Genomic DNA, 26704 nt, shown 5'->3' on the forward strand with positions numbered 1-26704 from the left:
GCCTTTATCCTTTCGAAGCGCCAGACATCAGCCCTTGTACGAGGAAACGCTGCAAGAAGACGAACAGCAAGGTGATCGGAATCGCAATCAATACAGCTCCCGCTGCGAACAGCGTAAAGTTACTGTTCTGGTAAGAGTTAACGAGATCCCACATGCCGACGGCAAGCGTCCAGTTGTCTTTGCTCCGAAGCACCAATCTCGCAAAAATAAAGTCAACCCATGAGCCTGCAAATGAAGTCAGCGCCACATAGGTCAGCATTGGACGCGACAATGGCAGCATGATTTTCACAAACACTTGAAGGTGCGAAGCACCGTCGATTCGAGCCGCTTCATCAAGGCTCCGCGGAATCGTATCGTAGAACCCTTTGACAACGAAACCTCCGAGCACTGAGCCCGCTGAATATACGATAATAAGAGCAGCATGCGTATCAAGCAGGTTAAGCTGCAGCAAGAAAATGAAGATCGCGATCATGCTCATGAATCCCGGGAACATGCCGAGTACAAGCATAACCGTCAGCGTCATTTTGCGCCCGCGGAAGCGGAAGCGCGACAACGCGTACATGCTGAGCGTGACTAGAATCGTTGAGAAGATCATCGTCAGCGTCGCAATTTTCAAAGTGTTCATATACCAAACCCCGTAACGGAAGCTCGGGCTCGTGAACAGCTCTTTATAGTGAACCAAAGTGAACGTATCCGGAATGAGACTTTCGCTAAATAGAGCCGTACCCGGCCGAAGCGAGGATAGCAGCACCCAAAGAGCAGGATAGACTGCACAGATCGCTATACCGATTAAAATGACATAGCTAAGCGTCAGACGCACAATATTTGCGGTTTTGCGGCCCATTTTCATTGAATCATATCCTCCTCTTTAAATGACCGCGAACGGCGATAGTTATAAATAGAGAACGACGCCACGATAATGAAGATAATGATGCCGATCGCAGACGCCATATTGAATTGGCTATTGTTCAGCGTGAGCTTATACAGCCAGGTGACGAGCAAATCCGTGCTTCCCGCGTATTGATAATCCCCTTTTACCGGGTCACCGTTCGTCAGCAAGAAAATAACGTTAAAGTTATTCATGTTTCCTGCGAACTGCGTGATCAGAATCGGAGCGGTAGAAAACAAAACAAACGGAAGCGTAATGATACGGAATTTCTGGACGCCAGTCGCCCCGTCTACATCAGCCGCTTCGTACAAATCTTTAGGGATAGCCGTCAATACGCCGAGAATAAGAACCATCGATACCGGAATACCGATCCACATATTCACGATAATAACGGTGACCTTCGCCCAAAATGGATCAGTGAGCCACGGCAGCTTACCCATGCCGAAGTAGCCTAAGTATTGATTGATCGGACCAAATTGTCCGTTGAACAAGTTTTTCATCACGAGCAAGGAAATAAGCTGAGGGATCGCATACGGAATGATGAACAGCGTACGCCAAAGCTTTTTGAAACGAATGCCCTTTTGTTCAATAAGAAGCGCTACGAGCAAGCCGCCGAAATAGGTCGTTACCGTCGCGATAACCGCCCAAACAATCGTCCAAGTGAATACGCCTACGAAGGTATGGCTCCATGTCTTGAGTGTCAGCAAGTTAGCGAATGTTTGAAAGCCTACCCAGTCAACCAGCTTAGCCGGAGGAATATGATCAGGCGATGCATAGTTGGTGAACGCGAGCATGACCATGAAGATAATCGGCATGATTGTTAAAAACAATACGCCCAGCGCCGGCAGCGTCAGCATCAAATGCGGAAAATTGCGATCCGTCAAATGTGCCAGCGTTTGGCGGAAGCTTGCAGGCGTGGCTCCTTCATCTCTTTGCTTTCCGTTCCGATATGCATCGCGGATATTCATAACATAGATAACGACAAAAAGTATGAATATAATTAACGTAATTAATCCGCTTATTAATAGAAAGATCGAATGATCTCCTTCTACTCGAACACTGATTTTACCGACTTTCTCAAGCCCTTGCGTTTTCTCGCCGAGCGTTACTACGCCCCAGATTGCTCTTCCTAAATTCGGAACAAAATACATAAGCGCTGCCGCTTCAACAGCGAGCATAATTAAACCTTTAACGATTTGGCGGTTATACAATTGGCCAAGACCCATTACGAGTAACGACAATATAGCCGCGGTGCTGCGATGACGATTCATCCCGCCTGGCTCCCTTCCTTTCATATAAAAAAACATCCTGCCGCAGCTGTTAACGCAAGCGGCTTATAAACATCGGTTTACCCGCCGAACAGCTTCGGCGGGTAAACCCGATTAGATGATATTATTTTGCTGTTGCTGCGCCATTGTTTGCATCTTTGATTTGTTGAACCGCATTGTCGAGCGCTTCTTTTGCATCCTTGCCGGAGTTCCATACGTCAGCGAAAGCTGCGCCGATTGGGCTCCATACGTTACCCATCTCAGGGATAGATGGCATTGGCGTCGATTGGTTGAACTGCTCTAGGAAGCCTTTAACAACTTCGTTTCCTTGTACGGTAGCGTCTGCTGCCGCTTCGATGTTCGCAGGAATCGCACCTGTGAGCTCAAAGTTTTTCAACTGTGCTTCTTTAGTCGAAGCATAGTAGGAGAATAGACGAGCTGCGTTCGGGTATTTCGAGAATGAGTTAACATACCAAGCTTTGATGCCAGAGAAGGAAGAAGCCGGTTGGCCGTTAATGCTAGGCAATGGAGCTACGCCGAAATCAATTCCTGCGTTTCTGTAATCGCCAATTGTCCAAGGACCGTTAATATCCATTGCCAGCGTTCCGCCAATGAACAAACCTTTTTTAATATCGTAGTTGATATCGCCGGAATTCAAAGGCAAGATGCTGTTTTTAAGCGAGCCGTAGTATTTCAGGCCAGCGATTGCGCCTTCCGTGTTAAGGCCGATATCTTCTTTGTTCTGACCGTTATCGCCGTATACATAACCGCCAGTGGAGATGAACGGATAGCTGAAGTAGAAGTTACCTACATCCCACATCAAACCGTATTTGTTGTTTTTCGTGTCGTTAAACGTTTTGGAGAACGCTACAACCTCGTCAAACGTTTTTGGAGCTTCTTTGATTAGAGCCTTGTTATAAAACAGCGCGTAAGTTTCTACCGAACGCGGGTATCCGTAAAGTACGCCGTCGTAAGTAACCGCGTTTACGGCGATTTCTGAGTTCGCGCTTTTGGATTGCTCTTCGTAGAAATCATTTGGCAATACTAGGCCCGCTGTAACGGCTTTACCAAGGTTATCGTGCGGGAACAAAACAACGTCTGCGCCAAGACCTGCAGGACCGTCAGTAACAAGCTTGTTAACTTGATCGCCTGCGCCGATTTCCTCGAATTTAATTTCGATGCCGTATTTTGCAGTGAACTCCTTCGCAATGGCTTCAACGAAAGGACGCTCTTCTTTACTTTCCCATACTAGAAGCGATGCGCCTTCTTCAGGAACGATATCTTCTGCTGCTGCGCCTTCATCTGTTTTGTTGTTTTCTGTATTGTTCGCTGGAGCATTAGTTGCGTTTCCAGCTTTTTCTGTATTGCCGCCTTTGTTTGATCCGCCGCATGCGGAAACGATAAACAAGACTACAATTAATGACATTACAAACCACTTTTTCATGCTAGGTGATCCCCCTCCATAATGTGTTTCATGCCTTTTTTTGAACTAGCGCCTTCCAAACAATTCCTTGAGCCCATCTTCATAAAATGCCGATTTCGTACAAACAATATGCGTAATAATTAGAACCGCTATGCCATTTTAAACGACGGACACAGCAAGCGCAAACGTTTGTACAAGAATCGCTAGAAAATGCTGCGAAATCGGTTTATTAGCCGTTTCACAATTTTTTATGACCGCAAAATTGTCTTGTAAGCGTTCTATTCGTGTTTTCATCATACAACAGGGCATGTGGTTTGTTAAAACGTTTGCACAGTTCAATTTTCCGGAAAAATAATATGTTAGCTTTGATTTTCGCCTGTTTTCTCTTTCTGCTTCAGTTTTTTATCATTTGTATAACGCTTTCCTAAGATATATATTTACTTTTAGACAACAGTTGCATTAGGATGAAGCATATTAGCACAAGCACAAACGATTTGCGCGATGGGGGCTCAACTATATATGGTAACCATTAAAGATATTGCGAAAGCAGCCGGTGTATCGCCCTCTACTGTATCCAGGGTTGTGTCCAACCACCCTCGTATTAGTAAGGCAACTACCCAGAAGGTTAAACGAATAATGGAGGATATGGGCTATCATCCGAATGTGATGGCGAAGAGCCTCGTATCAAAGACAACCCAGACGTTAGCGATCATGCTGCCACGTCCTGCGGAAGAGCTGTTCCAGGATTTCTTCTTTGGCGAGCTGCTGCGCGGCATACTGACACAATCAACGCGCGCAGGCTACGATATGCTGCTTACTGCCGCCACCTCGCCAAGCGACGAGACCGAAACGATTTCCCGCCTTGTGTTTGGGCGCAGAGTTGACGGCGTAATACTATTATCCTCCAGGGTAAATGACCCCTTAATTGATCTATTGAACAAACATAACTTCCCTACTGTATTGATTGGGCGCACGGAAGACCGTCCTAACATTCTATCTGTCGATAATAATAATGAACAAGCAGCCTACGATGCGACTCAGCATTTGATTCTCCAAGGCCATGAGAGAATCGGCTTCGTGAGCGGACCTCCATCTCTAACCGTTGCGCATGACCGCATGAAAGGGTACCGCAGAGCGATGCAAGAGGCTGGGCTGCCCGTCAAATCGGAATGGATCGTTGAGGGCGAATTTTTACAGCAAAGCGGCTATCGTGCGATGTCATTTATGATGAGTCTGCCTGAACGCCCTAGCGGCCTTGTCGTTATTGACGACGTTGTCGGCTTCGGTGTATTGCGCGGCTTGACTGAACTTGGCTACAAAGTGCCGGATGATCTCAGCCTCGTAAGCTTTAATAACATTGCCCTATCCGAGCTTGCCACGCCGCCGATCAGCTCTATCGATATAGGAACATACCAGCTTGGCTATACGGCTTCGCAAATGTTAATCCGGTTAATTCAAGAGGAGAGCGTGCATCAAAACCGCATGATTATTCCGCATAGGCTGATCGTTCGCGAATCTTCGATTCAAACCGTAACCAAAAGGAGTTGACAGCATGTCAAATAAAAAACCGTTTTTAGTGGATGCCATTATCGGCAATTCCAAGTTTCTCGCATCGCTTGGCCGCACAGGCAAAATGTATCGCCTGTGGTGGCCGAACATCGACCTGCCGCAGCATGTCGATGCGATTCGCACAGGCATTCAATGGGATCAATCACCCGTATCTTGGTTTGATGAAGACGCGGATGGCTGGAAGCATGAAGCTAGATACGCGGACAAAACAAACATTTTGGGCGTCAGCGCCCGCTCGGAGCAGCAGCCTATTCAAGTAGACAGCCTCCATCTTGCCGTACCGGGTCAAGATATTATCGTTCGTGAATATACCTTCACGAACAGCAGCAATCAGCCTGCCTCCTTCTCGTTTATCGTGCATTCCTCTTTCCTAGTGAGCGAGAATCAGCTATACAATACGACGATGTTTAATGTCGATAACGATTCATTGGTTCATTTTCGCCATAAGTACTATTTTGCGCTTTCAAGTGCAAACGTATGCACTGGTTACCAATCCGGACTGGCTTGGGATATGGTTCAGCAAGGCGAGCTAAACGGAAAGAACATCGACATGAGGCCAGACGGCGCCTTAAAATGGCGCATCGACGAGCTGGCAGCCGGCGCATCCGTGACGATTCCCGTCTATTTAACCGCCGGTCACGATGAAGAAAGCGTATTGCAACAAATGCGTACTGCAAAAAGCAAGCCAAGCGCGGAATGGATCGCTGAGACGACGGCTTACTGGACCAACTTCCTCGCAGAGGCAGCGCCATGTCCGATAGACGATGCCGAAATTTCCGACTTGTATGACCGCTCCCTGCTTATGTTTAAGCTGATGTCTGACGAGCAAACCGGAAGCATCATTGCCGCTCCCGAATTTGATGAAAACTTTGTACGCTGCGGCGGTTATTCCTATTGTTGGGGCCGAGATGCCGCATTCATTACGACCGCGCTTGATAAAGCAGGCCTCGGCTCGTTATCCGACAGCTTCTACGCTTGGACGCTTACCGCGCAATCGCCTGACGGCTCCTGGCAGCAGCGTCATTATCATGATGGCAGCTTAGCTCCATCATGGGGTCTTCAAATCGATGAAGGCTCGTCGATCATTTGGGGGATGTGGCAGCATCATTTGGAGCAGAAGGATCATGCGTTTGCCGAGAAGGTATGGCCGGCCGTGGAGAAAGGCGCCTCCTTCCTCATTAACTTCTTGGATCCGGAGAGCGGATTGCCTAAACCGAGCATCGACCTATGGGAAGAGCGCGAAGCATCACATACGTACTCCTCTGCTGCCGTTTACGGCGGTTTGACGGCTGCTGCCAGCTTTGCGGAGCTTGCCGGGCGTTCTGAGCTTGCAGCGGAGTGGAAGGCTGCGGCAGAGCGGATTTCAGCGTCCATCAAGGAGCTATGCTGGAATGAAGAAGGCGGCAGGTTCTACCGCGGCGTCAATCTTACCGTTCAAGCTGGCAAGTACGAGCAAGCGATCGCTTCCGGCGCTGCAGGATTTGTATCAGAGGGCATAAAAGGCTACCAAAAATATACGCTCAACCACGATCCTATCATTGATGTCAGCTTGCTCGGCATCGCGGTTCCATTCGGCGCCGTTGCTGCCGACCATGACCATATGCGCCGCACGTCCGATGCCGTTGAAGCCGCATTGACCGTACCGGGCGTAGGCGGCATCAAGCGTTATGAGGATGATATTTATATTGGCGGCAATCCATGGATTCTTACTACTCTATGGCTTGCTCATTATCGCATTGAAACCGGCAGCCTAAGCGAAGCGAAGCAATTGCTGAAGTGGGCGCTCGATCACCGTACAGAGACGGGCTTGCTCCCTGAGCAGGTGGACAAAAACACAGGCGAAACGGCTTGGGTTGTCCCGCTAACATGGTCGCATGCGATGTTTATCTTGACGATCTTCATGCTTGCGGAAGCGGAGAATAAGACTGGCGCGACTGCTCAAGTATAATAAAATAACAAGCAATAAAAGCCGACGGTAGATATCCACCGTCGGCTTTTTTTTGCTGCGCTATAGGCTTTTTTAGCGAAACATTATGACCAAGTAAAGACGGATGTGTCCGCCGTTCCCGTAGAGCTGGATGGCGAGGTAAACGATCGATTGGTTCCGCTCTCCCAGATTACATTGCCAAGACTGTCCTTCTTAATGAATTTGAACTCGAAGGTCGTCCCCTTCGGTACGCTGACCGGCAGGAACCAAACCGGATAATTGGGATTGAGCATCGCTTCGGTCGATTTTGCCGGATCCCAGCTGCCAAGCTCAGGAATGCTTCCGACGATATGGATATTTTGACCGACTGCGGTTGTGGCATTCACTTTAAAGATGGCCTGCACTTGATCGCCTGACAGCACCTCGTAAGTGAAGCTGTTGCTGACATTCGTGCCTTTTGTAACCGTGATGCCGCTAGCGCCAGCCGCTACAGCAGGTACAACGGCCTCGATAAACGTATCATTGTTGGAAACGACCGTTGCGGCAACCGTTCCGAATTTCACTGTTGCCGATCCGCCTAAGCCCGTTCCATAAATATTAACGGTGTTGCCTGGACGGCCGGACGTCGATACAACATCGCCAATTCTAGGAACCGTGGTGCGAAGCGAAGGGTTATAGGACCACACATTCACTTCGCCGCCAGAGAGCGTGAAGCTGGAAATTTTATTTTGACCCGATACGCTTGTTACTGGATTTGAAGCGCCGCCCAGCAAGCCGCCCAGCACATCGCTGTATGTTCCAGTCGGCAACGTTGTATTAATGGCAGGAACGGTATAGGAAAGGTCAGGCTGCCTGTTTATAGCGACGATAACTTGCTTGTCGTAGAACTGGCGCTGATAGCCGAGCACATTGTCCGTGCTGTACAGGATGGAAGTGGTGCCGTAAGCGACTGCTTCATTGGTTTTGCGCAGGGCGGATAGCTCCTTAATGACCTTAAAGGCGGTTGTCGTCTCATCGAAAGCAGCCGCTTTCTGCATAAACGGCCTGCCTGCAATGTCACTGCTATCCACTGAGGAGACATATTGCTCGGTACCGTAATAAATATTTGGCGTACCGCGTGACGTTAGCAAAGCGGCAAGAGCAGCATGATAAGGCTTATTGTTCGACTGGATGTAACGGAAACGTGTGACATCATGGTTGTCGAGGAACGTAACCGCTTGATTCTCATAGGAATAATCGCTGCGCTAGAACGATTGGAACGCAGTCTGTTGTGAGGTTTCTATTGCAGTAACTGCAGCGTAGACCGTGAAAACAGTTAGCATATGAGTGTTGAGAGCGTTTTTAAGCGTGGTTTCTGCGACGAGACTGCTCGATAAGCACAAATGGATGCTTACAGGCCACACACTAGGGTTTCTCTTTCGCCGTTAGCGCATATACGTGCTAACGGCGGTTTTTCGACATGTTTTCTACGCCTATTTATCTCCCCCTCCTCTACTCGGGTTTTGCAGAAAAAATCAACACCCTGTTTCATTTCGAAGAAATTGGTTTATTAATATTGACAAACCTCTTCTAGTTTGTAATAATTATAAACAAAGAGTTAGTCTAAATCGTTATTTGGTCGACCCAATCACAATCAACATTACCATTTTCGTATTCACAGACTGCAAATAGCGCAGACTACCATCAGAAAGGATGATTACAATGACAACAACAACGAAAACCAACACAACCGTACAACAACATTTGAACCGCCAAATTGCCAACTGGAGCGTGCTTTACATCAAGCTTCATAATTACCACTGGTATGTGAAGGGCTCCCAGTTTTTCACTTTGCATGCAAAGTTCCAAGAGCTTTATGAGGAAGCTGCGCTTCACGTCGATGAGATTGCAGAGCGTCTGCTAGCGGTGAAAGGCACGCCAATCGCAACGATGAAGGATTATTTGAAAACTTCAAGCATTGAGGAAGCTTCCAACAAAGAGGACGCCACTCAGATGGTTGATCAATTAATTACGGATTTCACGACGGTTATCGGCGAGCTGAAGGAAGGCATGGAAGCCGCTCAAAAAGCTGATGACGAAACGACAGCCGATATGCTTCTTGCTATTCATACTACGCTTGAGAAGCATGTATGGATGCTGAGCGCATTTAACGGTAAATAAGCTGCTACAGCATAAGACGAGGGTGTCTCAGGAGCATAAGCGGCTCCTGGGGCATCCTCGTTTGCGTTCGTTCATATGAAGATAGCCCTATAACAAAAAAACAGCTCTTCCAACAACGGTTGGAAGAACTGCCCGCTAAACTATATCAAAACTTAAACAAGCTTCACACTGCAGCTGCCAACAGGCGATCCCGCCCATAGCGCTTGCAGCTGGTCGCCCTCATGCAAAGCAGCTACGCCAGCAGGCGTTCCTGTATACAGGATATCGCCGACGCCAAGCCCGTAATTCTCGCCTACATACTTAATGAGCTCGGAAACATCAAACAGCATATCGCTTGCTTTGCCGCGCTGTGCCTCTTCGCCGTTGCGCAGCAGAACAAATTCATTCTCCGCAAGCGCTGCTGCTCCCGGATAAGGCAGCCATTCGCCAAGCGGGGCTGAGCTTTTGAAGCCTTTGGCCGCAAGCCAAGGCTGACCCTTCGCCTTCAGCTTGGATTGTACGTCCCGAAGCGTTAAGTCCAGACCAAGCGCCATGCCGTCGATGCAAAGCTCGGTATCGATACCCGTCTCGTAAGCGCGCCCGATTCTCAGCACGATTTCCAGCTCAAAATGCACCTCGCCTACATTTCCCGGCAGCTCGACAACATTGCCTGCCATCGGAACAACAGCGTGAGACGGCTTCGTGAATACGAGCGGCTCGTCAGGCACCTCATTGCCCAGCTCCAATGCGTGAAGTCTATAATTACGGCCAATGCAATAAATGTTGCGAATTCCACTTGTGCTCATGAATCATGCCCCTCTCTATCCTGTTCGTGTTATGCAATCCATATTTGCGCTTTTACTTCTGGGCAGCTATCTGCTCTGCCAATTCGTTAAGCTCTGCCCAGCGGTCCATAAGCTGCTCCAGCTTCTCTTCCAGCTGCTGCTGCTCCAACATCAGCTCCTGCAATCGCGCGGAATCGCTGCTTGCTTCTTCCATGCGGACAGCAATGTTGCTGAGCGCGGTTTCCGCCTCTTCAATCCAGCCGTCGATTTGCTCAAAGTCCCGTTGATCCTTGTAGGACATTTTAAGCGACTTGCCTGCCGGTTTCGCAGGCATAGGCGCAGATGCAGCCTTGCTGCTGGAATCAACGGCTGCTGCCAGTTTAGGAGCAGCCGCATCCGCCGGCGCAACATTGCCATGCTTTTCGACAAACGCCTGATAATCCGAGTAGTTGCCTGTATGATGGGCAATAACGCCGTTACCCTCGAATGCTATGATCTTATCCACCGTACGGTCTAGAAAATAACGATCATGGGAGACAACAAACACGACTCCCGGAAAATCATCCAAATAATCTTCAAGCACCGTTAATGTCGATATATCCAAATCATTCGTCGGCTCATCCAGCAACAGCACATTCGGCGCGTTCATTAATACGCGCAGCAGCTGCAAGCGGCGTTTCTCGCCGCCGGACAGCTTGGAGATCGGCGTCCATTGCATCGTTGGCGAGAAGAGGAACCGCTCCAGCATTTGAGCTGCCGAAATCGTTGTGCCATCTCCGGTTTTGACCTGCTCTGCACCCTCGCGAATATATTCAATCACCCGCAGCGATTGATCCATTTCCTCATGCTCCTGCGAGAACCAGCCCAGCTTAACCGTTGCGCCAAGTTCGACCGTGCCTTCATCCGGCGTTAATTGGCCGGTAATGAGCTTCATCAGCGTAGATTTCCCGCTTCCGTTGCGCCCGACGATGCCAACACGATCCTCAGGAACGGCAATATAGCTAAAATCACGAATAAGCGTGCGATCGCCGAAGCCTTTCGTAACGTCTTCGATTTCAACGATTTTTCGGCCCAGCCTTGTCGAAGCAACGGATACGTCCATCTTGCCGCCGGCTTGCTTCGGCGCATCCGCTTTGAGCGCCTCAAACCGATCGATACGCGCCTTCTGCTTCGTCGTTCTCGCTTTGGCGCCGCGTCTAATCCAAGCAAGCTCATTGCGCAGCAAGTTCTGGCGTTTCGATTCCGTTGCCGCTTCGCGTTCTTCACGGTCGAGCTTCAGCTCTAGAAAACGGCTGTAGTTCGCTTGGTAAAAGTGAGCTTGGCCTTTGTCCAACTCAATGACCCGATTGCTGACACGGTCAAGGAAATAACGATCATGCGTAATCATGAGAAGCGCGCCTCTGCGCTTTTGCAGCATGCCTTCCAGCCACGCAACCGAATCATTATCGATATGGTTCGTAGGCTCGTCAAGAATAAGCACATCCGACGGGAGCAATAGCGCGGCCGCCATAGCGACACGCTTGCGCTGACCGCCGGACAGCGTCTCTACCTTCGCTTCAAAATCGTTGATGCCTAGCTTCGACAGCGCCATCTTTGCATCGCTCTCGAGCTGCCAAGCATCAAACTCATCCATGAGCTGATTCGCCTTGATCAGCTTCTCCTGCAGCGCTTCATCGCTCGGTTTCAGCTCGATCGCTTCCATAGCCGCGGCATACGCCTGAACAGCTCTTAGCTGCGGCGAATCTCCGCCTAGCACATGCTCCAGCGCCGTTTCGTTCGGAGCGAACACCGGGTCCTGTGCCAGCATTCTTACCGTTACCCGGTTGCCGATTGACACCGTACCGGAATCCGCCGTATCGAGGCCCGCGATTACTTTAAGAAAGGTCGACTTCCCTGTACCGTTCACGCCGATGATGCCGACTTTATCGCCATCCTCTACGCCAAACGTTACATTTTCGAACAAAAGCTTCTCGCCATAGCTCTTCGTTATATGTTCAACAGACAATAAATGCATAAGGCAAACCTACTTTTTCGAATAGTATAGCTGCGGGTAGCAGCCTCTCGTATCATACCACAAAAAGGTCATTTCTTCACTTGGCAGCAGCCTTACAAGCCCCTTTTCCCATGCTTTCGGAAGCAATCATAATGAACGACCCATTTGCCGATATAAGTAGTATGAGGAAGGAGTGATTCCGCATGGGCAAGCCTTACTTGTTTATATTTACAGGCACTAGCGGCTCGGGCCGCAAAACCGCGGCGCATAAAGCGCTGCAAGAAACCGGCATCGCGCATATTCCCTCCTGTACGGACCGGCCGCCGCGAGACAAAGAGCGTCCCGACCTGGACTATCGCTATGTGAGCAAAGAGAAGTTCGATCAAATGCAAGCCGAGGGCCTCTTTACCGAATCAGTCAAAATCGACCAATACCGCTACGGAATCGGCAAACGTTATCTAGATATGGCGCTTCAAGCCGGAAATAGCGTCTATCTCATTCTAAATCGCGACGGCTCGGATACGATTTGCAAGCTTTACGGTGACCGTGCCATTCGTATTTTCCTCTACGTCGACAAGAATACAGTATCCGAGCGGCTTGAGAGCAAAGGTACGCCGTACGAAATAATCGACAGCTACCTGCGCCATTATTCCGAGGAGGTCACCTACCGCAAATCTTGCGAGCATGTGATCGAGAATTTGTCGCTTGAGCGAACGGCACAGCAAATCAGAGCCATCATAGACAGCTATTTAAAATAAAAACAGAAAAAGGGCCGGCGCATCGTCATCACATGACGTGCGCCGGCCCTTTTTTATTATTAACGTTTTCCGATCATGTTCTCCGGACGAACAAACTCGTCGAACTGCTCGGAAGTAAGCAGGCCGCTTGCGATAGCCGATTCCTTAAGCGTAAGTCCTTTTTTGTGCGCGTTTTTCGCGATAGCAGCTGCGTTCTCATAGCCGATATGCGGGTTAAGCGCGGTAACGAGCATCAGCGATTGATCTAGATTGCGCTTGATTACCGCTTCGTTTGGCTCGATGCCGATTGCGCAATTGTCATTGAACGAAACCATGCCGTCAGCCAGCAAAGCTACCGATTGCAAGAAGTTATAAATAATGACAGGCTTGAACACGTTCAGCTCGAAGTTGCCTTGGCTTGCTGCCATCGAAATCGCGGTATCGTTGCCGATAACTTGGCATACCGCCATCGTCAAAGCTTCGCTTTGCGTTGGGTTTACTTTACCCGGCATGATGGAGCTGCCCGGCTCGTTCTCAGGGATCGAGATTTCGCCGATGCCGCAGCGCGGTCCGCTTGCGAGCCATCTTACGTCGTTGGCGATTTTCATCAAATCAGCAGCAAGTGCTTTAACAGCGCCATGCGTATATACGATTTGATCGTGGCTTGTGAGCGAGTGGAATTTGTTCTCCGCTGTCACGAATGTTTTGCCAGTAAGAGCCGTTACTTCCGCCGCAACCGCAACCGCAAAATCCGGGTGCGCGTTAAGACCTGTGCCGACAGCCGTACCGCCAAGCGCCAAATCGCGCATCGTGTCTACGCTTTGCACGAGCATAGCGCGCGTTCTGTCCAGCATCGAATACCAGCCGCTAATTTCTTGGCCAAGTGTAATTGGCGTAGCATCCTGAAGATGGGTACGGCCGATTTTTACGATATCGTTAAACTTCTCCGCTTTCGCGCGAAGCGTGCCATTAAGCAAATCAAGTGATGGAAGCAACCGGTTCTCAAGCGCGATAACGCCTGCGATATGCATAGCGGCAGGGAAAGTATCGTTCGAGCTTTGCGAGCGGTTAACGTCATCGTTCGGGTGAATGCGCACATCGCTGCCGCGTTCTGCCAAAAGCCCGTTCGCACGGTTAGCAATAACTTCATTTACGTTCATGTTTGTTTGCGTGCCGCTGCCTGTTTGCCATACAACGAGCGGGAAATGGTCATCCCATTTGCCTGCTACGATTTCGTCTACCGCTTCACCGATAATAGCCGATTTTGCCGCATCCAAAACGCCGAGCTTCTCGTTGGCTTGTGCGGCTGCTTTTTTGATGTAAGCCATCGCATAAACGACTTCAATCGGCATGCGCTCTCCGCTAATTTTAAAGTTTTGCAGGCTGCGTTGTGTTTGCGCTCCCCAAAGCTTGTCCGCAGGAACTTGAATTTCACCCATCGTGTCCTTCTCAATCCGATAATCCATTAATTGAACGACTCCTTTAACCATTTGGTTTGTCACTTCATGACCCTGTTTCTGTTATAACGCTAATCTAGGCGAGAATCAAGCAATACGGCTCAAAACGATCGGAAGATGCCCAAACAATTGACAGGAATTCGAACATTAGTTGAGCTGTAAAATAACGCCTCCGCGCATTTCCCCGTTCGATGCAGCTTTTATTGTTTTCGGCGAATCGTGCCGTCCATTTCTTCTACCTCTATGAATACCGCCCGCTCGTCGGGCTGATTGTTTGGCGTATGCATCGCTAGCATCAGCTTTCCATTAAGCGAACGAAACAGCATGCCGTGCCCGCCATCCTCTGGGAACAGCGTTTCCTCATCCTGCTTCCATGGCCCTGCAATAAGGCCTGATTCCGAGCGTGCAATGCCGATCGCGTAGCCATTTCTCGAGCCGCTTGACCAGAGCATCAGCAGCTCGCCTGCTTTATTTTTGAATAGGAAAGGGCCGTCTGTTACGTATACGTTCTTCTCCTCGCCGCCAGCAACCGTCCAAGGCGCCTCGGAAGCCGCGAATAGCGCAATGGGCTCTCCTGCTGCTTCGCTCAAATCCTCGGTCAGAGGAATCGCGCACATTTTCCCATCCTTCACCTGCACCCATTCCTGGCAAAATACCATCCATGGCGATCCATTCTCGTCAATGTGCAGCGTACCGTCCAAACACTCCCACTCGGGCGGCGTGACCGGCGTGCTGCTGATCGGCTCGAACGGGCCAAGCGGGCTGTCTGCTTTTAAAATTTGCGTAGCTCTGCGTTTATCCTCCGATTTGAAGGAAGCGAACATATAATAGCTGTCCTTGTGAAAATATACCTCAGGCGCCCAAAAATGATGATCCGCCCAAAAGCCCGCTGCCGGACGAAAGGCTGGATAAGGCCCGTCCCATTGCTCAAGATCCGTGCTTTTGTACGTATCAAAGCCTGTTCCCGGGCCGGACCAGACGTTATCGTCTGTCGTTCCATAAAGGTAATAACATTGCTCCTGTTCACTCACGAGTATGTACGGATCACGAATTCGGATTTGTTCACGAGAAATCATGGGCTGGATATCCTCCTAGAGTTAGTTTCGCTGAATAACTTGGGAGACAAATGGAGAAAAACCCCTGACAGAGGCGTTTCCTCTCTATCAGGGGTTTTAGGTTACAGCCCTTTCGCTTCGCGGTACGCTGCGATGTAGGCGGCAGCTTTTTTCTCAATGAGTGAGAAGTCGCCGGTTTTGACAGCATCCTTCGTCAGATCGGAACCAATGCCGACCGCTACTGCGCCTGCTTTAATCCAGTCCTTCAAATTGTCGAGCGATACGCCGCCGGTCGGCATGACGTTAGCCTGCGGCAACGGGCCTTTTATGGAAGGAATGACACTTGGAGAGTACAGATTGCCCGGGAACAGCTTAACGATATCTACGCCGAGCTCAAGCGCGGTTTGAATTTCGTGAATGGTCATCGTGCCTGGCAAGATCGGAATCGAATATCTGTTGCAAAGCTTGATTGTATCCGGGTTAAGCGCTGGCGAAACCACATATTCGGCCCCTGCTAGAATAGCAGCGCGCGCCGTCTCCGGGTCAAGCACGGTGCCAACGCCGATAATGGCGAAGTTGTCCGCTTCAGGAGATACGTCGCTCGAATATTCCTTCGATAGCTGCTCGATTGCACGTAGCGCAAAAGGCACCGTCATCGTAATTTCGATCGCTTTGATTCCGCCCTTAATCGCACGGCGTGACATTTCCACTACTTCTTCTGGCGAGTCTGCACGCAATACCGCTACAACGCCCGCATCCGTAAGCTGCTGCAGCACTTTAAGCTTTTTCATCTGCTAGTCCCTCTTCCTATTTCGTTCGTTATTGTTCGAAAATGTTCCCTCTATAACGCTCATTATATGTCGTTTCTATTAAATCATCAATCGTAATTCTACTTTTTATAATCGATTTCTAGAAACTTTTCGACTTCCGTCACCCAACGTTCGTTAACAAACTGCACATGAAGCGGATGCTCATTATACGCCTCATAATCCGCTTGATTCGCAAATTCCATGGCAAAGCCGTGGCTGTACTCATTTTTGCCGCTTACCTGCTTATAGACCTGAAAGTTGGTTACGGTTGGGATTGATGTCAAAATGCGCTCTCCATCCTCCAAAAACCGGCGTTCCGCCTCCGATCCCTGCCCATGCTTCAAGCTAAAAATAACCGAATGCAAAATCCACTCTTTCGATTGCGTCGACATATGAATCGCTCCTTCCTCCATATGAAATAATATTATTCCTTTAAAAATAACATAAACAAGCCTCCGAATGGAACGCCTTCGACATTTTAACTGCAGAAATTTTACATTTTTCGCCAGAGTTTTTGTGCTGCATGCCGCTAACAACCGATTTATGTTTAACCTTGTCCAGCTAAGTTTAACCTACTAGGGTAAGACTAGTTCATAAATTAGGAGGTTGAGAAAATAATGTTCAGACGCATGGATGAAATTATGATCGAGATCCCGGATGTCGAGAAGCCGGATGCAAACGCTGCGGCCGCCATACAAGAATTGTTAGGCGGAAAGTTCGGAGAAATGTCTACGCTAAACAATTACCTATTTCAATCTTTTAATTTCCGTTCAAAAGAAAAGCTGAAACCTTTCTACGACTTGGTGATGAGCATAACCGCAGAGGAGCTTGGCCATGTCGAGTTGGTTTCGCATGCGATTAATAAATGCTTGAGGGGCACGACAAGCTATAAAGAACCGGATCAAACTCCGCTCGGTTCTGCTAAGGACGCACGTTTGTCCTATCATTTCCTTGCCGGAGCTCAAGGCGCTATGCCGTTCGACTCTATGGGCAATCCGTGGACGGGTGCCCATGTGTTCAACAGCGGCAATCTGGTGGAAGATTTGCTGCATAATTTCTTCCTCGAATGCGGCGCCAGAACGCATAAAATGAAAGTATATGAAACGACGGACCATCCGGCTGCGCGCGCAGTTGTAGGCTTTCTGCTCGTTCGGGGCGGCGTTCACGTAGTCGCTTATGCCAAAGCTCTGGAAATCGCAACAGGCGTGAACGTCACCAAATTGGTGCCGATTCCGTCTCTAAGCAACAAGTCATTTAATGAAGCAAGGAAATATGAAGAAAAAGGCGCGCACACGAAGCTGTACACATGGAGCGACAGCGACTTTACCGCGATTGATCAGATCTGGAAAGGGACGCATCCGGAAGACGGGCTTCCGCTAGAAGTCATTCAAGGCTCGCCAAAAGGGTTTCCGATCCCGGAAGCGCCTGCGGTCGAAGAGGAATTCGCGCCGGGCATTTCCACCGAGGAGTTTAAGGCAATCGCTAAGCGTTTGAAGCAGGCCGGAAATATTACGGAGTAATGATCGTTTGCCATTCACGTGGAGCCTGCTAAAGAGAATGTTATACTTTGAGCAGACGAAGAACGTCCTAATGCCACTCATGTGGCTTTGGGGCGTTTTTTTCTGCTGCAAAATGTATGTTGGCCGGTCTTCGGCACTTTTCGCAATTTGCATCCCGAATATGAAATATATGATTGGAATCGCAAATCTCAATTTCTTGATTTCGCCTTTCTTCCGGAGTTCGGCCGTTTCGGGCTGGAGTGCGACGATTTTCAGAGCCATATTAAAGATATGGATAGAGAGAAGCACAGCTATGCTTCAAATTTCCCGCCACGACGAGCTCTTCTGCTGCATTTCTGCAACGCAGCATCTTCTTACGCCCCTAATGTGAGCTTTCTGCTGCACAAAATGCAGGGTACGGCGCAGCATGCCCCGACCGTCATCACAGGCCGATGAAGCATTTCATCTCATCCGCACATTTATTTCACATGACCAATCAACGTTGACATAATGCTGTCAGGGTTTGCCGATTACAATTAAGTTAATAATGAACAACAATAACTAATGTGGAGGAGATTGCAGCATGCCTACCGTTAAAGCTCAGCAGGCTGGTACCGCCTTGGCACCCATCCTAAGTACGCGCCAGCTTAATCGGGCTTTGCTGGAGCGGCAAATGCTGCTGCGCCGCACGAGCCTCTCCGTACTTGAAGCAATCGAAAAATTAGTTGCGATCCAAGCACAAGCGCCTAATCCGCCTTATTTTGCGCTATGGACCCGGCTTGAGGGCTTCCACCAGGATCAGCTCTCTGCGCTTTTAAAGAAGCGGCAAGTGGTGCGCATTGCACTAATGCGCTCCACGATCCATTTGGTCAGCGCGCGCGATTGCTTGGCGCTTCGTCCCTTGATTCAGCCGGCAATAGAGAAAAGCCTGCTGGGTTCATACGGCAAAGAGCTCCGCGGCTTAGATTTACAGGCGGTTAGTGCAGCGGGGCGCGCACTTGTGGAGGAGCAGCCGCACACCGCAAATGAACTCGGCAAGCTGCTCGGAGCGGCATGGCCGGATCACGATCCAGCAACCCTCGCAAGTGTGATCCGAACATTCGTCCCGCTTGTTCAAGTGCCGCCCCGCGGAATATGGGGATCTAGCGGCCAAGCGAGGCATACGTCTGCGGAAGCTTGGCTAGGCGAGCCTATGGCAGCTGAGCCTTCTATAGAAGACATGCTGATTCGCTACCTAGCTGCCTTTGGCCCTTCTTCCATTAAAGACATGCAAATCTGGTCAGGTCTGAGCAAGCTTCATGAGACAGTCGAGCATATGCGTCCGCGTCTTCGCACCTTCTCAGATGAGCAGGGCAATGAACTGTTCGATCTGCCGGGTGCTCCCTTGCCGCCTGCCGACACGGTTGCTCCAGCAAGGTTCCTATCCGAGTTCGACAACATGCTGCTCTCCTATTTCGACCGCAGCCGGATCATTAGCGAGAAGCACAAACCGCTTGTGTTTACGATAAACGGCATCATTCGATCTACCTTTCTAATAGATGGATTCGTGCGCGGCATTTGGAAAATAGAACAAACCCGCCAGTCGGCTGCTTTAATCATTCAGCCTTTCGAGCCGTTAAATGATGCGGATCGCGAAGCGCTGGCAGCGGAAGGAGCTAAGCTCCTTTCGTTTGCGGCAGCGTCCTCCCGCTCGCATGACATCCGATTTGTCGGCTCCGATTAAAAGCTGCTGAAGCAAACAAAAAAAGGAGCCGACCGCACTACCGGCCGCTCCTTAACGCCCTCACCACAGGCATCTAACTGTCTCTTCCTAACCAGCTTCACCTAGCTCAAGCTTTCTTCCCCATCCGCAACGCCATTAACCATACGCTCCATTACCTACACCGCCGTATTCACATCCGGCGTCTCCGTTATTTTGCGCGATGCCTTCGACTTGCCGCTAAACGACCAATACGTCCACATCCGCAGCAACCGCTCTAAAGGGCCATTTTTAAATACTCGCAGCAAATAACTGGACACGATCGCTTGAATGGCATAAAGGAGAATCGCGAGAAGAAAACCGTTTAACATCCCGATTTCCCCGAACCAGCCAAGGCCATAACCGTAAAATAAAGTAGTACAAATAACCGATTGCATCAAGTAATTGGTCATAGACATCCGTCCCACCGCCTCGAATGCCGCTATAATCATCGAACGCTTCGATAAAAAGGACAATACGAGCGCAAGCCCAAATATATAACCGAGCGCCAGCAGCTCCGCCCCGGCTGTTGTCAGCAGGCCGCTCCATGCACCTTCGGGCTGCAGCACGGCAAGGCTCTTCAGCAAAATACCAATCGGCAGAAAGAGCGCGGTCGCCCATATATATCGGTGCCTCTCCCGCTTCGGATTATGGAACCACTGTTTATTGGCAGCCGCAATGCCGAACAAAAACATCGGGAGCAGCACCAATGGCATTAAAAAAACAAGCATAATGATTACCGCTTCCGGCAGGTCCAGCGGATCTTCATTCATGCGAAAATCCATAACCTCCAAATAGGTTCCCTCGCCATAAACCGTAATCGATTGCTCCACGTACCGCTTCATGCTTTCCTTCTCTTTTGGCGTATCGTCCTTTAACCCGTAGCTAATGCCCGCTATGAATACGCTTAGAATAAAGCCCCAGATCACCAGCGTCTTTGGCTTTCTTTTGACGAATAACAATAAGCAGAAGCCCGTTATCCCGTATGTGAGCAAAATATCGCCCTCCCACAGCAATATGCTGTGCAAAAGGCCAAGCGCCATCAGCATTAGAAAGCGCCGCACCAGCGGTTTTCCCGGTTTAATTCCCTTTGACACCAAGCTTTCCCTCAGCTTAAACAAGCTGTACCCGAACAAGAACATAAAGATCGGCATAAAGCTGCCTTCCACTAAAATAAGCAGCCATTGATGCGTCACAACGTCCAGCTTGGAAGGGTTGAAAAACTTCATCGTTTCTCTTCCGTAAATGCCGTATTGAAAAATAATCATATTGGCAATCAATATGCCGAGCAAGCAGAAGCCTCTAATCGCATCAATAATGCGAATGCGGCTCCCTGTTTCAATTTGGTTAACCATCTCCATCACCTCTGCCACAATCATAATGACTCTTCTTGAACAAGTGAAAAACAGAACTATAACATCAGCTTAATTTTTTCCAGCCGTGTTCAACTTCTGTTAAGGTTTGTATGCTAGCATATAATCGGGTGATGAATATGAATAACATTGTTATCGTTGATGATGAACCGTCTATCGTTAAAATGCTGCAGCTTGTCCTTCAGAAGGAAGGTTTTCAGCACATTTATACAGCAGGAACCTGCCAAGAAGCACTCGATACGATCGCTCGATACGGCGCTGATATCGTGCTGCTGGATGTGATGCTTCCGGACGGCAGCGGCTTTGAGCTGTGCTCCAAAATCAGGCAGCTCGGCAACCCGCATATTTTATTTTTAACCGCCAAAGCCTCCGATCTGGATATATTGACCGGATTCGCGCTTGGCGGCGATGATTATATTACAAAGCCGTTTAATCCTTTGGAAATCGCTGCCCGAATCAAAGCGCGACTGCGCCGAATGGATGGAATGGACACCGCTTCAAGCGCGGCTCCTCCTTTCATGAACCCTTTAAACGCACAGCGAATCTATAGCTTTGGCCGATTTCAGCTGAATGAAGCAGCCGGCGAGCTGCTGGTTGATCAGAAGCCGGTCCTGTGCCCTGCCCAAGTTTTTCAGCTGCTGCTGCATTTTTGCAAAAATCCTGGCATCGTCTTCTCCAAGGGCCAGCTTTATGAAGCCGTATGGGGCATTGACGGCGTGGGCGATGACAATACGGTCATGGTCCATATCCGAAGAATACGGGAGAGGATTGAATACGATCCCAGCATGCCGACGCATTTGCTTACCGTACGCGGGTTAGGCTATAAATTAGCCAAGGAGCCCGCAAAGCTATGAAGATTCAACGTCGATTGGCTTTTCATTTTACCTACCAGCTCATTATCTATTCCATCCTTATCTTCATTGCAATGGTCTTGCTGTTCCTTATCCTCATCAGCAAACTAATGAATGACGATCTCAAACGAAACTTTCCTACCGGTGCGATCAGCTCCATTGTAGCGGGAAGCTACTACGAGAGTGACGAGCTCAAGCTGTCTGCGCATTGGAAGCAGCTCATTGAAGATCGCGAGATGTGGCTTCAGGTTATCGACTCTAAGGGCAACGCGATATACACCATTAATACGCCTGCCGATCAGCCTTCCTCTTATTCGGTTACGCAGCTGTTGTCGATTCAGCAAACCGGCAAATTCGGTCCATACCTCGTAGACAGTGAGCTCGATCAGACATACAGCTCTCCGCTATACTTTCTGCTCGGCTACAAGAGCCCGCAGCTAGAGAAGCTGACTGCTTGGTATACGTCCTACCAGCAAAATGGACTCGTAAACGAGCAGTATAAAGATGACCTGCTTGCCAAGCTGCTGGAAACGGACAGCTATCTGCTGATCCTCGATCAGGCGGGCAACAGCGTCCAGACGATTGGCGCTAAAAACTCGGCATTCAACATTTATGAGCCCTTGGAAGTGCTGTCCATGCAGCAAAGCCCCGGCGATTACGACACGAATATAGCCGTATATCAGCCGTCAGCAAGCGGGATGACTTGGATCATGCATACGCCAAACGAGCGGGGAACGTTCACCAAGCAGCCTATGCTCAAAGAGATTATACGAATCTTTATTTGGGTAGGCGGCTCCATCCTGCTGCTGTCGCTTGCTATCTCCATTTGGCATGGCTACCGTTACGGGCAGCCGCTCATCTTGTTCTCCGGATGGTTCGAGCGCATGGGCAGCGGTCTTTATGAAGAAGTGCTTACGCCGAAGGATCGCCGAAAAGTATTCCGCCGCAGCGGCAAGCTTCGGATACGCTACCGCCTCTACCGAGAGGTAATCGCAGCCTTTTATCAAATGGCGGAACGGTTAGCGCGAACGGAGAAGGACCGGCTGCAGCTGGAGAAGACAAGAGAAGAATGGATGGCCGGCATCTCGCATGATCTGCGCACGCCGCTCTCTACCATTCAAGGTTATGGTTATATTTTGGAAAGCACGCCTACGAGCTGGAGCACGGATGAGCTTCAGGATATGGGGAAAATGATTCGCGAGAAAAGCGATTATATGCTGGATCTGATAACCGATTTCTCGCACATTTATCAGCTAAAGCAAGGTCCTTTGCCCATGGAGCGGAGCAAAATCGAGCTCACGGAGCTCGTTAGAAGATCCCTATTAAAATATGTCAACGATGCAACTCTTACGGAGGTCGAGTTCCGCTACGAGGGGGATGAGCTTCCCGTCGTCATATGCGGCAATGAAAAATGGCTGCAAAGGCTCATGGATAATCTGATATCCAACGCGGTGAAGCATAATGCTCCCGGCATCACGGTGACTGCCTCAAGCGGCATGCTGAATGACGAGGCATTCATCCGCGTCTGCGACAATGGAAAAGGCATGGATGAAGAGACGATCCGCAACCTGTTCGAGCGATATTACCGCGGTACCAACACCGAGGAATCAAGCGACGGCTCCGGCCTTGGCATGAGCATCTCCAAAATGATTGTAGAAGCGCACCAAGGGCGCATCGAGGTACAATCGGCTCCCCACGAGGGCACCACCATCCACATTTATTTTCCAATCGACTGATAGTATTGCTTTGACGGCAAGGGGGCCTTTCGCAGGCCCCCTTCTTCATATCCGCGGCAGGCCTGAAGCCTTTAAGCAGCGATCGATTCGGTCGACTGCTTCCGTAAGCCTGGATACGGAGGATGCGTAGGAGCAGCGAATGAACCCTTCGCCGCCAAGACCAAACACATGCCCAGGCACGGTAGCCACGCCTGCGTCGAACAGCAGCTTTTGCGCAAAATCATCGGAGCTAAGTCCCGTGTGCGCAATCGACGGAAACGCATAAAACGCTCCTCGCGGCTCATGGCAAGGCAAGCCGATTTCCCTAAGGCTCTTCACGAACATCCGTCTACGCTGAGCGTATGACTCCATCATCATGTCCTTCGCCTCCAAGCCGTTTCGCAGTGATTCAATCGCTGCGATCTGACCGATGATAGGCGCGCACATGACGGTGTATTGGTGGATTTTCAGCATCGCAGCTATTAGCTCCTGATGGCCGCAAGCATAACCGATCCTCCAGCCCGTCATCGCAAAAGCTTTGGAGAAGCCGCTTATAAGCAGCGTTCGCTCCCTCATCCCCGGCAGCGAGGCGAAGCTCACATGCTTCTCATCATAGGTCAGCTCTGCATATATCTCATCCGAAATGACGATAAGGTTGTTTTCCTCCACAAGCTTTATGATCGGCAGCCAGTCTTGCAGGGTCATGATCCCGCCTGTCGGATTATTAGGGTAGTTAATAATGAGCACCTTCGAGCGCGGCGTCAGCACCGCCTGCAAAGCTTCAGCCTTCAGTTTAAATTCATCCTTCGCGAACGTTTCGACCTCGACGGTCTTCCCGCCATTAAGCTGTGCAATAGGCGAATAAGCTATATAGCTTGGAACGGGCACAATGATCTCGTCGCCAGGCCCGATTAATGCCCGCAGCGCAAGATCGATCGCCTCGCTTCCCCCTACTGTCACGAGCACTTCATTCGTTGGCTCATATTTCACTTGGAAGCCATTGTACAAATAGCTGGCGATCTCTTCCCTAAGCTCAAGAAGTCCCGCATTTGGCGTATAAGAGGTTTTGCCGAGCTCCAATGCACGGACGCAGGCAGCCCTGACATTTTCCGGCGTTACGAAATCAGGCTCCCCTACGCCAAGCGAAATAATATCCTTATTGCCCTCTGCCATGCTGAAAAATTTGCGAATGCCCGAAGGCGGAATCTGCTGCACCACCGGGGAAATCATCTCGTTCATCGACCATGTTTTCATACCTATACTCCTCCTAAAGGTTGTTAAGAAAACAAAAAAGAGACCCGTCCCTATAAAGGGACGAGTCTCCACCCGTGTTACCACCCTAGTTTCGCGCACAAAGCGCGACACTCCGCTCATGTATCAATCAATACATGTTCCCGTTAACGCTGGAAATGCGGCAGAGCTTACTCTCGTTCAGCCTGCTTCTCGGAGATGGCTTTCCGCTAGCGCCCGAACGTTGGTTTTCAGCTGCCCCAACTCTCTGTTCGATCAGGCTCTTAACGTACTCTTTCTCGTCATTGAATGTAAAAGCTATTTAGCTTGTTGTATGAAATCATCGATAATCGCAAATTTTTTACCAATGATAACACCAAAAAACAGGAAGCGCAATACCCAGTTTTTAGCTGCTAGTCCGAGTTCATTTAATAGCCTTAAACTATAAAGTTTATTCTTTTTATATATTTCACTTATGAATAGCGCAGCTGTAAGATACAACTAACCTAACACGGAAAAGCAGCAGAGAAAATCAAACCATCCACAAAGAGGAGGCTATTGTATGAGTGATATCGTAAAACAACATTTTGATGCGGTTGCCCCCCAATATGATCGTCAGCGCCGCCAGCTTATTCCCTGCTTTGATGATTTTTACGGCATTGCGACCGACATGGTAAACTGCGACAACGAGGCTCCGCGCATTTTGGATCTAGGAGCAGGAACGGGGTTATTCGCCTCGTTCATACGCAGCAAGAACCCAAAGGCTTCTCTTACTTTAATCGATCTAAGCGAGGAAATGCTGAAGGGTGCGCGCTTGCGCTTCGGCGATGATCCTTCCGTCAGCTATATTGCAGCCGATTATACAACCTACCCTTATACCGGAAAATACGATGCGATCATCTCCTCGCTGTCCATTCACCATCTGACGCATCCAGCCAAACGAGCGCTGCTGCGCAGCATCCATGGGCTGTTAGTTGACGGAGGTTGCTTCGTTAACGCCGATCAAGCGGCCGGTACGACACCGTATTGGGATAACTATTACATGACGCAATGGCAGGCAGCCATCAAGCAAAGCGGCCTAGCCAATGACGCGATTGAAGCTTCAATCGAGCGCCGGAAAGTCGACATCAACGCAACCGTCCAAGATCAGCTTGACTGGCTTCGCGAGGCTGGATTTGCCCACTCCGATTGCGTATACAAGCATCATGGGTTTGCTGTTTTTGCTGCTCTTAAAGGCCCGTGCTTCTCCTAATTTTCAATCCGATTTTAAGCAGCGGAATTAATCCCAATCTTATAGGTTGGAATTAATTCCGCTGTCCGCGCAAACTCAGCCGCCACGCTTAAATGCCTTATTGCGACTCTGTTTTTCGTATATCCGACTATTCTTATATTATTTCAAACAAACCACTTGCATTCCCTTTAATTCCGAGTATAATACTAGGTATACGAACGTTACGGAGATTGGAGCTGACCTGCATGACGTATTCCGAGAAACAAATAGCAGCAAAATGGGTTGATGATTATTTGGATCTATACAACTTTGCCGTGAAAATCGGAGATGCCGAATGGCAGCAGCAAATTCTCCAAAATCTACAAGCGAAAGACAACCATATTCGTCTTGAAATCGAGCATGGCATTCGTGTGGATCTATGGCTTCGGTTCGATAACATTAATCGCAAAATGCTTGAAATATATGAACAGCTTCGTCATTCGCAGCATTCGGAGCAGCAGCAAAAACAGCTGCGGGATAAGGTTTGGGAGTTTAAGCTTCAACGTGTCATGATCGCAAGCAAGCTGAAAGCCCACTACACGATTTAGAGTAAAATTTCGAGGATAAATAACAGAAGGTCTCCAAATAAAAAAAAGCCGGCATGCAGTGATCTGCTCTGCTTAGCTATGTAGGATCAAGCTATGAACAATGGCATGCAGCGAACTGCTCTGCCGATGAAACCACATCGTTGCGGTCTATGAATGGCCAGATTCATAGATCATATGCTTACATCGATACCTGCTCCATGTCGCGCATCATTTTCATCATCATTGTAGACATTTCGTCGCACTCTTGCATTTTCATCATCATCATGTTCATATCCATGCTGTCCATCATGTTCATTTCCATCATCATGTCCATCATCATCTTCATCGATTTCATCTTGCACATCATTTCATCCATGCACATGTTCATCATCATTTGCATTGCCATCTTTTCCATCCCCGTTCACCTCCCTTAATCTTTTACTATACTGA

23 protein-coding genes, 2 pseudogenes and 1 other annotated feature are annotated in these 26704 nt (G+C 49.4%); of the genes and pseudogenes, 11 read left to right on the top strand and 14 right to left on the bottom strand.

Going from position 1 to position 26704, the window contains the following annotated elements; translation table 11 throughout:
• Nucleotides 1–4 precede the first annotated feature (4 nt).
• From ADU23_RS05085 to ADU23_RS05095, 3 genes are all read right to left on the bottom strand, one after another.
• Nucleotides 5–844 carry a sugar ABC transporter permease gene (locus tag ADU23_RS05085; protein WP_053377473.1) on the bottom strand — a complete coding sequence of 280 codons (840 nt, stop codon included), beginning with the start codon at nucleotides 842–844 and terminating at the stop codon, nucleotides 5–7.
• A gap of 2 nt (nucleotides 845–846) precedes the next feature.
• Nucleotides 847–2160 (bottom strand): carbohydrate ABC transporter permease, encoded by a 1314-nt coding sequence (locus ADU23_RS05090; protein ID WP_053377474.1) that lies wholly within the window; start codon nucleotides 2158–2160, stop codon nucleotides 847–849.
• Between the two features lie 121 nt (nucleotides 2161–2281).
• Nucleotides 2282–3601, bottom strand: a complete 1320-nt coding sequence (locus tag ADU23_RS05095; RefSeq protein WP_053372753.1) for a sugar ABC transporter substrate-binding protein — start codon at nucleotides 3599–3601, stop codon at nucleotides 2282–2284.
• 498 nt (nucleotides 3602–4099) lie between these two features.
• On the opposite strand from ADU23_RS05095, the gene ADU23_RS05100 reads away from it, so the two are divergent.
• Entirely contained in the window at nucleotides 4100–5128 is a 1029-nt protein-coding gene (locus ADU23_RS05100; RefSeq protein WP_053372754.1) for a LacI family DNA-binding transcriptional regulator, read from the top strand.
• Nucleotides 5129–5132: 4 nt separating this feature from the next.
• Nucleotides 5133–7097 carry a glycoside hydrolase family 15 protein gene (locus ADU23_RS05105; RefSeq protein ID WP_053372755.1) on the top strand — a complete coding sequence of 655 codons (1965 nt, stop codon included), beginning with the start codon at nucleotides 5133–5135 and terminating at the stop codon, nucleotides 7095–7097.
• A gap of 83 nt (nucleotides 7098–7180) precedes the next feature.
• On the opposite strand, the gene ADU23_RS05110 is transcribed toward ADU23_RS05105, so the two are convergent.
• Together ADU23_RS05110 and ADU23_RS33925 are read right to left on the bottom strand one after the other, a co-directional pair.
• Nucleotides 7181–8113 (bottom strand): carbohydrate-binding module family 20 domain-containing protein, encoded by a 933-nt coding sequence (locus tag ADU23_RS05110; RefSeq protein WP_231637316.1) that lies wholly within the window; start codon nucleotides 8111–8113, stop codon nucleotides 7181–7183.
• 45 nt (nucleotides 8114–8158) lie between these two features.
• Nucleotides 8159–8284 (bottom strand): annotated as a pseudogene (locus ADU23_RS33925) (alpha-amylase family glycosyl hydrolase); the annotation flags it as partial.
• 493 nt (nucleotides 8285–8777) lie between these two features.
• Here ADU23_RS33925 and ADU23_RS05115 point away from each other — a divergent pair.
• On the top strand, nucleotides 8778–9236 hold the full coding sequence (locus ADU23_RS05115) for a Dps family protein (protein ID WP_053372756.1): 459 nt from the start codon (nucleotides 8778–8780) through the stop codon (nucleotides 9234–9236).
• 152 nt (nucleotides 9237–9388) lie between these two features.
• Here the strand turns inward: ADU23_RS05115 and ADU23_RS05120 are convergent, their stop codons facing one another.
• Together ADU23_RS05120 and ADU23_RS05125 are read right to left on the bottom strand one after the other, a co-directional pair.
• Nucleotides 9389–10021, bottom strand: a complete 633-nt coding sequence (locus tag ADU23_RS05120; RefSeq protein ID WP_053372757.1) for a fumarylacetoacetate hydrolase family protein — start codon at nucleotides 10019–10021, stop codon at nucleotides 9389–9391.
• A gap of 52 nt (nucleotides 10022–10073) precedes the next feature.
• Nucleotides 10074–12014 (bottom strand): ABC-F family ATP-binding cassette domain-containing protein, encoded by a 1941-nt coding sequence (locus tag ADU23_RS05125; RefSeq protein ID WP_053372758.1) that lies wholly within the window; start codon nucleotides 12012–12014, stop codon nucleotides 10074–10076.
• Nucleotides 12015–12196: 182 nt separating this feature from the next.
• Between ADU23_RS05125 and ADU23_RS05130 the strand changes: the two genes are divergently transcribed.
• Nucleotides 12197–12751, top strand: coding sequence for a guanylate kinase (locus ADU23_RS05130; protein WP_053372759.1), 555 nt, complete (start codon nucleotides 12197–12199; stop codon nucleotides 12749–12751).
• 59 nt (nucleotides 12752–12810) lie between these two features.
• Here ADU23_RS05130 and fumC read toward each other — a convergent pair whose 3' ends face one another.
• From fumC to ADU23_RS05150, 4 genes are all read right to left on the bottom strand, one after another.
• Entirely contained in the window at nucleotides 12811–14196 is a 1386-nt protein-coding gene (gene fumC / locus ADU23_RS05135; RefSeq protein WP_053372760.1) for a class II fumarate hydratase, read from the bottom strand.
• A 191-nt stretch (nucleotides 14197–14387) separates the two neighbouring features.
• Nucleotides 14388–15263, bottom strand: a complete 876-nt coding sequence (locus tag ADU23_RS05140) for a glycoside hydrolase family 43 protein (protein ID WP_053372761.1) — start codon at nucleotides 15261–15263, stop codon at nucleotides 14388–14390.
• Between the two features lie 101 nt (nucleotides 15264–15364).
• A complete protein-coding gene (locus ADU23_RS05145) occupies nucleotides 15365–16033 on the bottom strand; it encodes a bifunctional 2-keto-4-hydroxyglutarate aldolase/2-keto-3-deoxy-6-phosphogluconate aldolase (RefSeq protein WP_053372762.1) in 669 nt (222 codons plus the stop codon).
• Nucleotides 16034–16131: 98 nt separating this feature from the next.
• The gene (locus ADU23_RS05150) at nucleotides 16132–16443 is read right to left on the bottom strand and encodes a Dabb family protein (RefSeq protein ID WP_053372763.1); all 312 of its coding nucleotides are present in this window, start codon (nucleotides 16441–16443) and stop codon (nucleotides 16132–16134) included.
• Nucleotides 16444–16668: 225 nt separating this feature from the next.
• Here ADU23_RS05150 and ADU23_RS05155 point away from each other — a divergent pair, with 225 nt between their 5' ends.
• The 3 genes and pseudogenes from ADU23_RS05155 to ADU23_RS05165 all read left to right on the top strand — a co-directional run bounded on the left by ADU23_RS05155 (nucleotide 16669) and on the right by ADU23_RS05165 (nucleotide 19273).
• On the top strand, nucleotides 16669–17571 hold the full coding sequence (locus ADU23_RS05155; RefSeq protein WP_053372764.1) for a manganese catalase family protein: 903 nt from the start codon (nucleotides 16669–16671) through the stop codon (nucleotides 17569–17571).
• 81 nt (nucleotides 17572–17652) lie between these two features.
• Nucleotides 17653–17874, top strand: a pseudogene (locus ADU23_RS33470) (hypothetical protein); the annotation flags it as partial.
• A gap of 259 nt (nucleotides 17875–18133) precedes the next feature.
• The gene (locus ADU23_RS05165) at nucleotides 18134–19273 is read left to right on the top strand and encodes a winged helix DNA-binding domain-containing protein (RefSeq protein ID WP_053372766.1); all 1140 of its coding nucleotides are present in this window, start codon (nucleotides 18134–18136) and stop codon (nucleotides 19271–19273) included.
• Between the two features lie 155 nt (nucleotides 19274–19428).
• Here the strand turns inward: ADU23_RS05165 and ADU23_RS05170 are convergent, their stop codons facing one another.
• A complete protein-coding gene (locus ADU23_RS05170; RefSeq protein WP_231637317.1) occupies nucleotides 19429–20667 on the bottom strand; it encodes a DUF418 domain-containing protein in 1239 nt (412 codons plus the stop codon).
• A gap of 107 nt (nucleotides 20668–20774) precedes the next feature.
• Here ADU23_RS05170 and ADU23_RS05175 point away from each other — a divergent pair, with 107 nt between their 5' ends.
• Complete coding sequence (locus tag ADU23_RS05175) at nucleotides 20775–21515, top strand: response regulator transcription factor (RefSeq protein ID WP_053372767.1); 741 nt, start codon at nucleotides 20775–20777, stop codon at nucleotides 21513–21515.
• Nucleotides 21512–23248, top strand: coding sequence for a HAMP domain-containing sensor histidine kinase (locus ADU23_RS05180; protein ID WP_053372768.1), 1737 nt, complete (start codon nucleotides 21512–21514; stop codon nucleotides 23246–23248). The genes ADU23_RS05175 and ADU23_RS05180 overlap by 4 nt, the downstream gene beginning before the upstream one ends.
• A gap of 45 nt (nucleotides 23249–23293) precedes the next feature.
• Here the strand turns inward: ADU23_RS05180 and ADU23_RS05185 are convergent, their stop codons facing one another.
• Entirely contained in the window at nucleotides 23294–24481 is a 1188-nt protein-coding gene (locus ADU23_RS05185; RefSeq protein ID WP_053372769.1) for an aminotransferase class I/II-fold pyridoxal phosphate-dependent enzyme, read from the bottom strand.
• 53 nt (nucleotides 24482–24534) lie between these two features.
• Nucleotides 24535–24772: a binding site (T-box leader), on the bottom strand.
• 247 nt (nucleotides 24773–25019) lie between these two features.
• Between ADU23_RS05185 and ADU23_RS05190 the strand changes: the two genes are divergently transcribed.
• Both ADU23_RS05190 and ADU23_RS05195 read left to right on the top strand, forming a co-directional pair.
• Nucleotides 25020–25709 (top strand): class I SAM-dependent methyltransferase, encoded by a 690-nt coding sequence (locus ADU23_RS05190; RefSeq protein WP_053372770.1) that lies wholly within the window; start codon nucleotides 25020–25022, stop codon nucleotides 25707–25709.
• A 224-nt stretch (nucleotides 25710–25933) separates the two neighbouring features.
• Nucleotides 25934–26275 (top strand): hypothetical protein, encoded by a 342-nt coding sequence (locus tag ADU23_RS05195; RefSeq protein ID WP_053372771.1) that lies wholly within the window; start codon nucleotides 25934–25936, stop codon nucleotides 26273–26275.
• Nucleotides 26276–26453: 178 nt separating this feature from the next.
• Here ADU23_RS05195 and ADU23_RS05200 read toward each other — a convergent pair whose 3' ends face one another.
• Nucleotides 26454–26669, bottom strand: coding sequence for a hypothetical protein (locus ADU23_RS05200; RefSeq protein ID WP_053372772.1), 216 nt, complete (start codon nucleotides 26667–26669; stop codon nucleotides 26454–26456).
• Nucleotides 26670–26704: the final 35 nt, after the last annotated feature.

The organism is Paenibacillus sp. FJAT-27812 (genome assembly GCF_001273905.1).
In the GTDB taxonomy this organism is placed as follows: Bacteria; Bacillota; Bacilli; order Paenibacillales; family Paenibacillaceae; genus Pristimantibacillus.

Bases quoted from the DNA above. Each gene is read 5' to 3' on its own strand.
- ADU23_RS05090 (WP_053377474.1), bottom strand. From the start codon at position 2,160: ATGAATCGTCATCGCAGCACCGCGGCTATATTGTCGTTACTCGTAATG.
- ADU23_RS05145 (WP_053372762.1), bottom strand. From the start codon at position 16,033: ATGAAAAAGCTTAAAGTGCTGCAGCAGCTTACGGATGCGGGCGTTGTA.
- ADU23_RS05125 (WP_053372758.1), bottom strand. From the start codon at position 12,014: ATGCATTTATTGTCTGTTGAACATATAACGAAGAGCTATGGCGAGAAG.
- ADU23_RS05095 (WP_053372753.1), bottom strand. From the start codon at position 3,601: ATGAAAAAGTGGTTTGTAATGTCATTAATTGTAGTCTTGTTTATCGTT.
- ADU23_RS05200 (WP_053372772.1), bottom strand. From the start codon at position 26,669: ATGGAAAAGATGGCAATGCAAATGATGATGAACATGTGCATGGATGAA.
- ADU23_RS05195 (WP_053372771.1), top strand. From the start codon at position 25,934: ATGACGTATTCCGAGAAACAAATAGCAGCAAAATGGGTTGATGATTAT.
- ADU23_RS05175 (WP_053372767.1), top strand. From the start codon at position 20,775: ATGAATATGAATAACATTGTTATCGTTGATGATGAACCGTCTATCGTT.
- ADU23_RS05105 (WP_053372755.1), top strand. From the start codon at position 5,133: ATGTCAAATAAAAAACCGTTTTTAGTGGATGCCATTATCGGCAATTCC.
- ADU23_RS05185 (WP_053372769.1), bottom strand. From the start codon at position 24,481: ATGAAAACATGGTCGATGAACGAGATGATTTCCCCGGTGGTGCAGCAG.
- ADU23_RS05150 (WP_053372763.1), bottom strand. From the start codon at position 16,443: ATGTCGACGCAATCGAAAGAGTGGATTTTGCATTCGGTTATTTTTAGC.
- ADU23_RS05110 (WP_231637316.1), bottom strand. From the start codon at position 8,113: ATGCAGAAAGCGGCTGCTTTCGATGAGACGACAACCGCCTTTAAGGTC.
- ADU23_RS05190 (WP_053372770.1), top strand. From the start codon at position 25,020: ATGAGTGATATCGTAAAACAACATTTTGATGCGGTTGCCCCCCAATAT.
- ADU23_RS05170 (WP_231637317.1), bottom strand. From the start codon at position 20,667: ATGATTGTGGCAGAGGTGATGGAGATGGTTAACCAAATTGAAACAGGG.
- ADU23_RS05100 (WP_053372754.1), top strand. From the start codon at position 4,100: ATGGTAACCATTAAAGATATTGCGAAAGCAGCCGGTGTATCGCCCTCT.
- ADU23_RS05115 (WP_053372756.1), top strand. From the start codon at position 8,778: ATGACAACAACAACGAAAACCAACACAACCGTACAACAACATTTGAAC.
- ADU23_RS05130 (WP_053372759.1), top strand. From the start codon at position 12,197: ATGGGCAAGCCTTACTTGTTTATATTTACAGGCACTAGCGGCTCGGGC.
- ADU23_RS05155 (WP_053372764.1), top strand. From the start codon at position 16,669: ATGTTCAGACGCATGGATGAAATTATGATCGAGATCCCGGATGTCGAG.
- ADU23_RS05180 (WP_053372768.1), top strand. From the start codon at position 21,512: ATGAAGATTCAACGTCGATTGGCTTTTCATTTTACCTACCAGCTCATT.
- ADU23_RS05165 (WP_053372766.1), top strand. From the start codon at position 18,134: ATGCCTACCGTTAAAGCTCAGCAGGCTGGTACCGCCTTGGCACCCATC.
- ADU23_RS05140 (WP_053372761.1), bottom strand. From the start codon at position 15,263: ATGATTTCTCGTGAACAAATCCGAATTCGTGATCCGTACATACTCGTG.
- fumC (WP_053372760.1), bottom strand. From the start codon at position 14,196: ATGGATTATCGGATTGAGAAGGACACGATGGGTGAAATTCAAGTTCCT.
- ADU23_RS05120 (WP_053372757.1), bottom strand. From the start codon at position 10,021: ATGAGCACAAGTGGAATTCGCAACATTTATTGCATTGGCCGTAATTAT.
- ADU23_RS05085 (WP_053377473.1), bottom strand. From the start codon at position 844: ATGGGCCGCAAAACCGCAAATATTGTGCGTCTGACGCTTAGCTATGTC.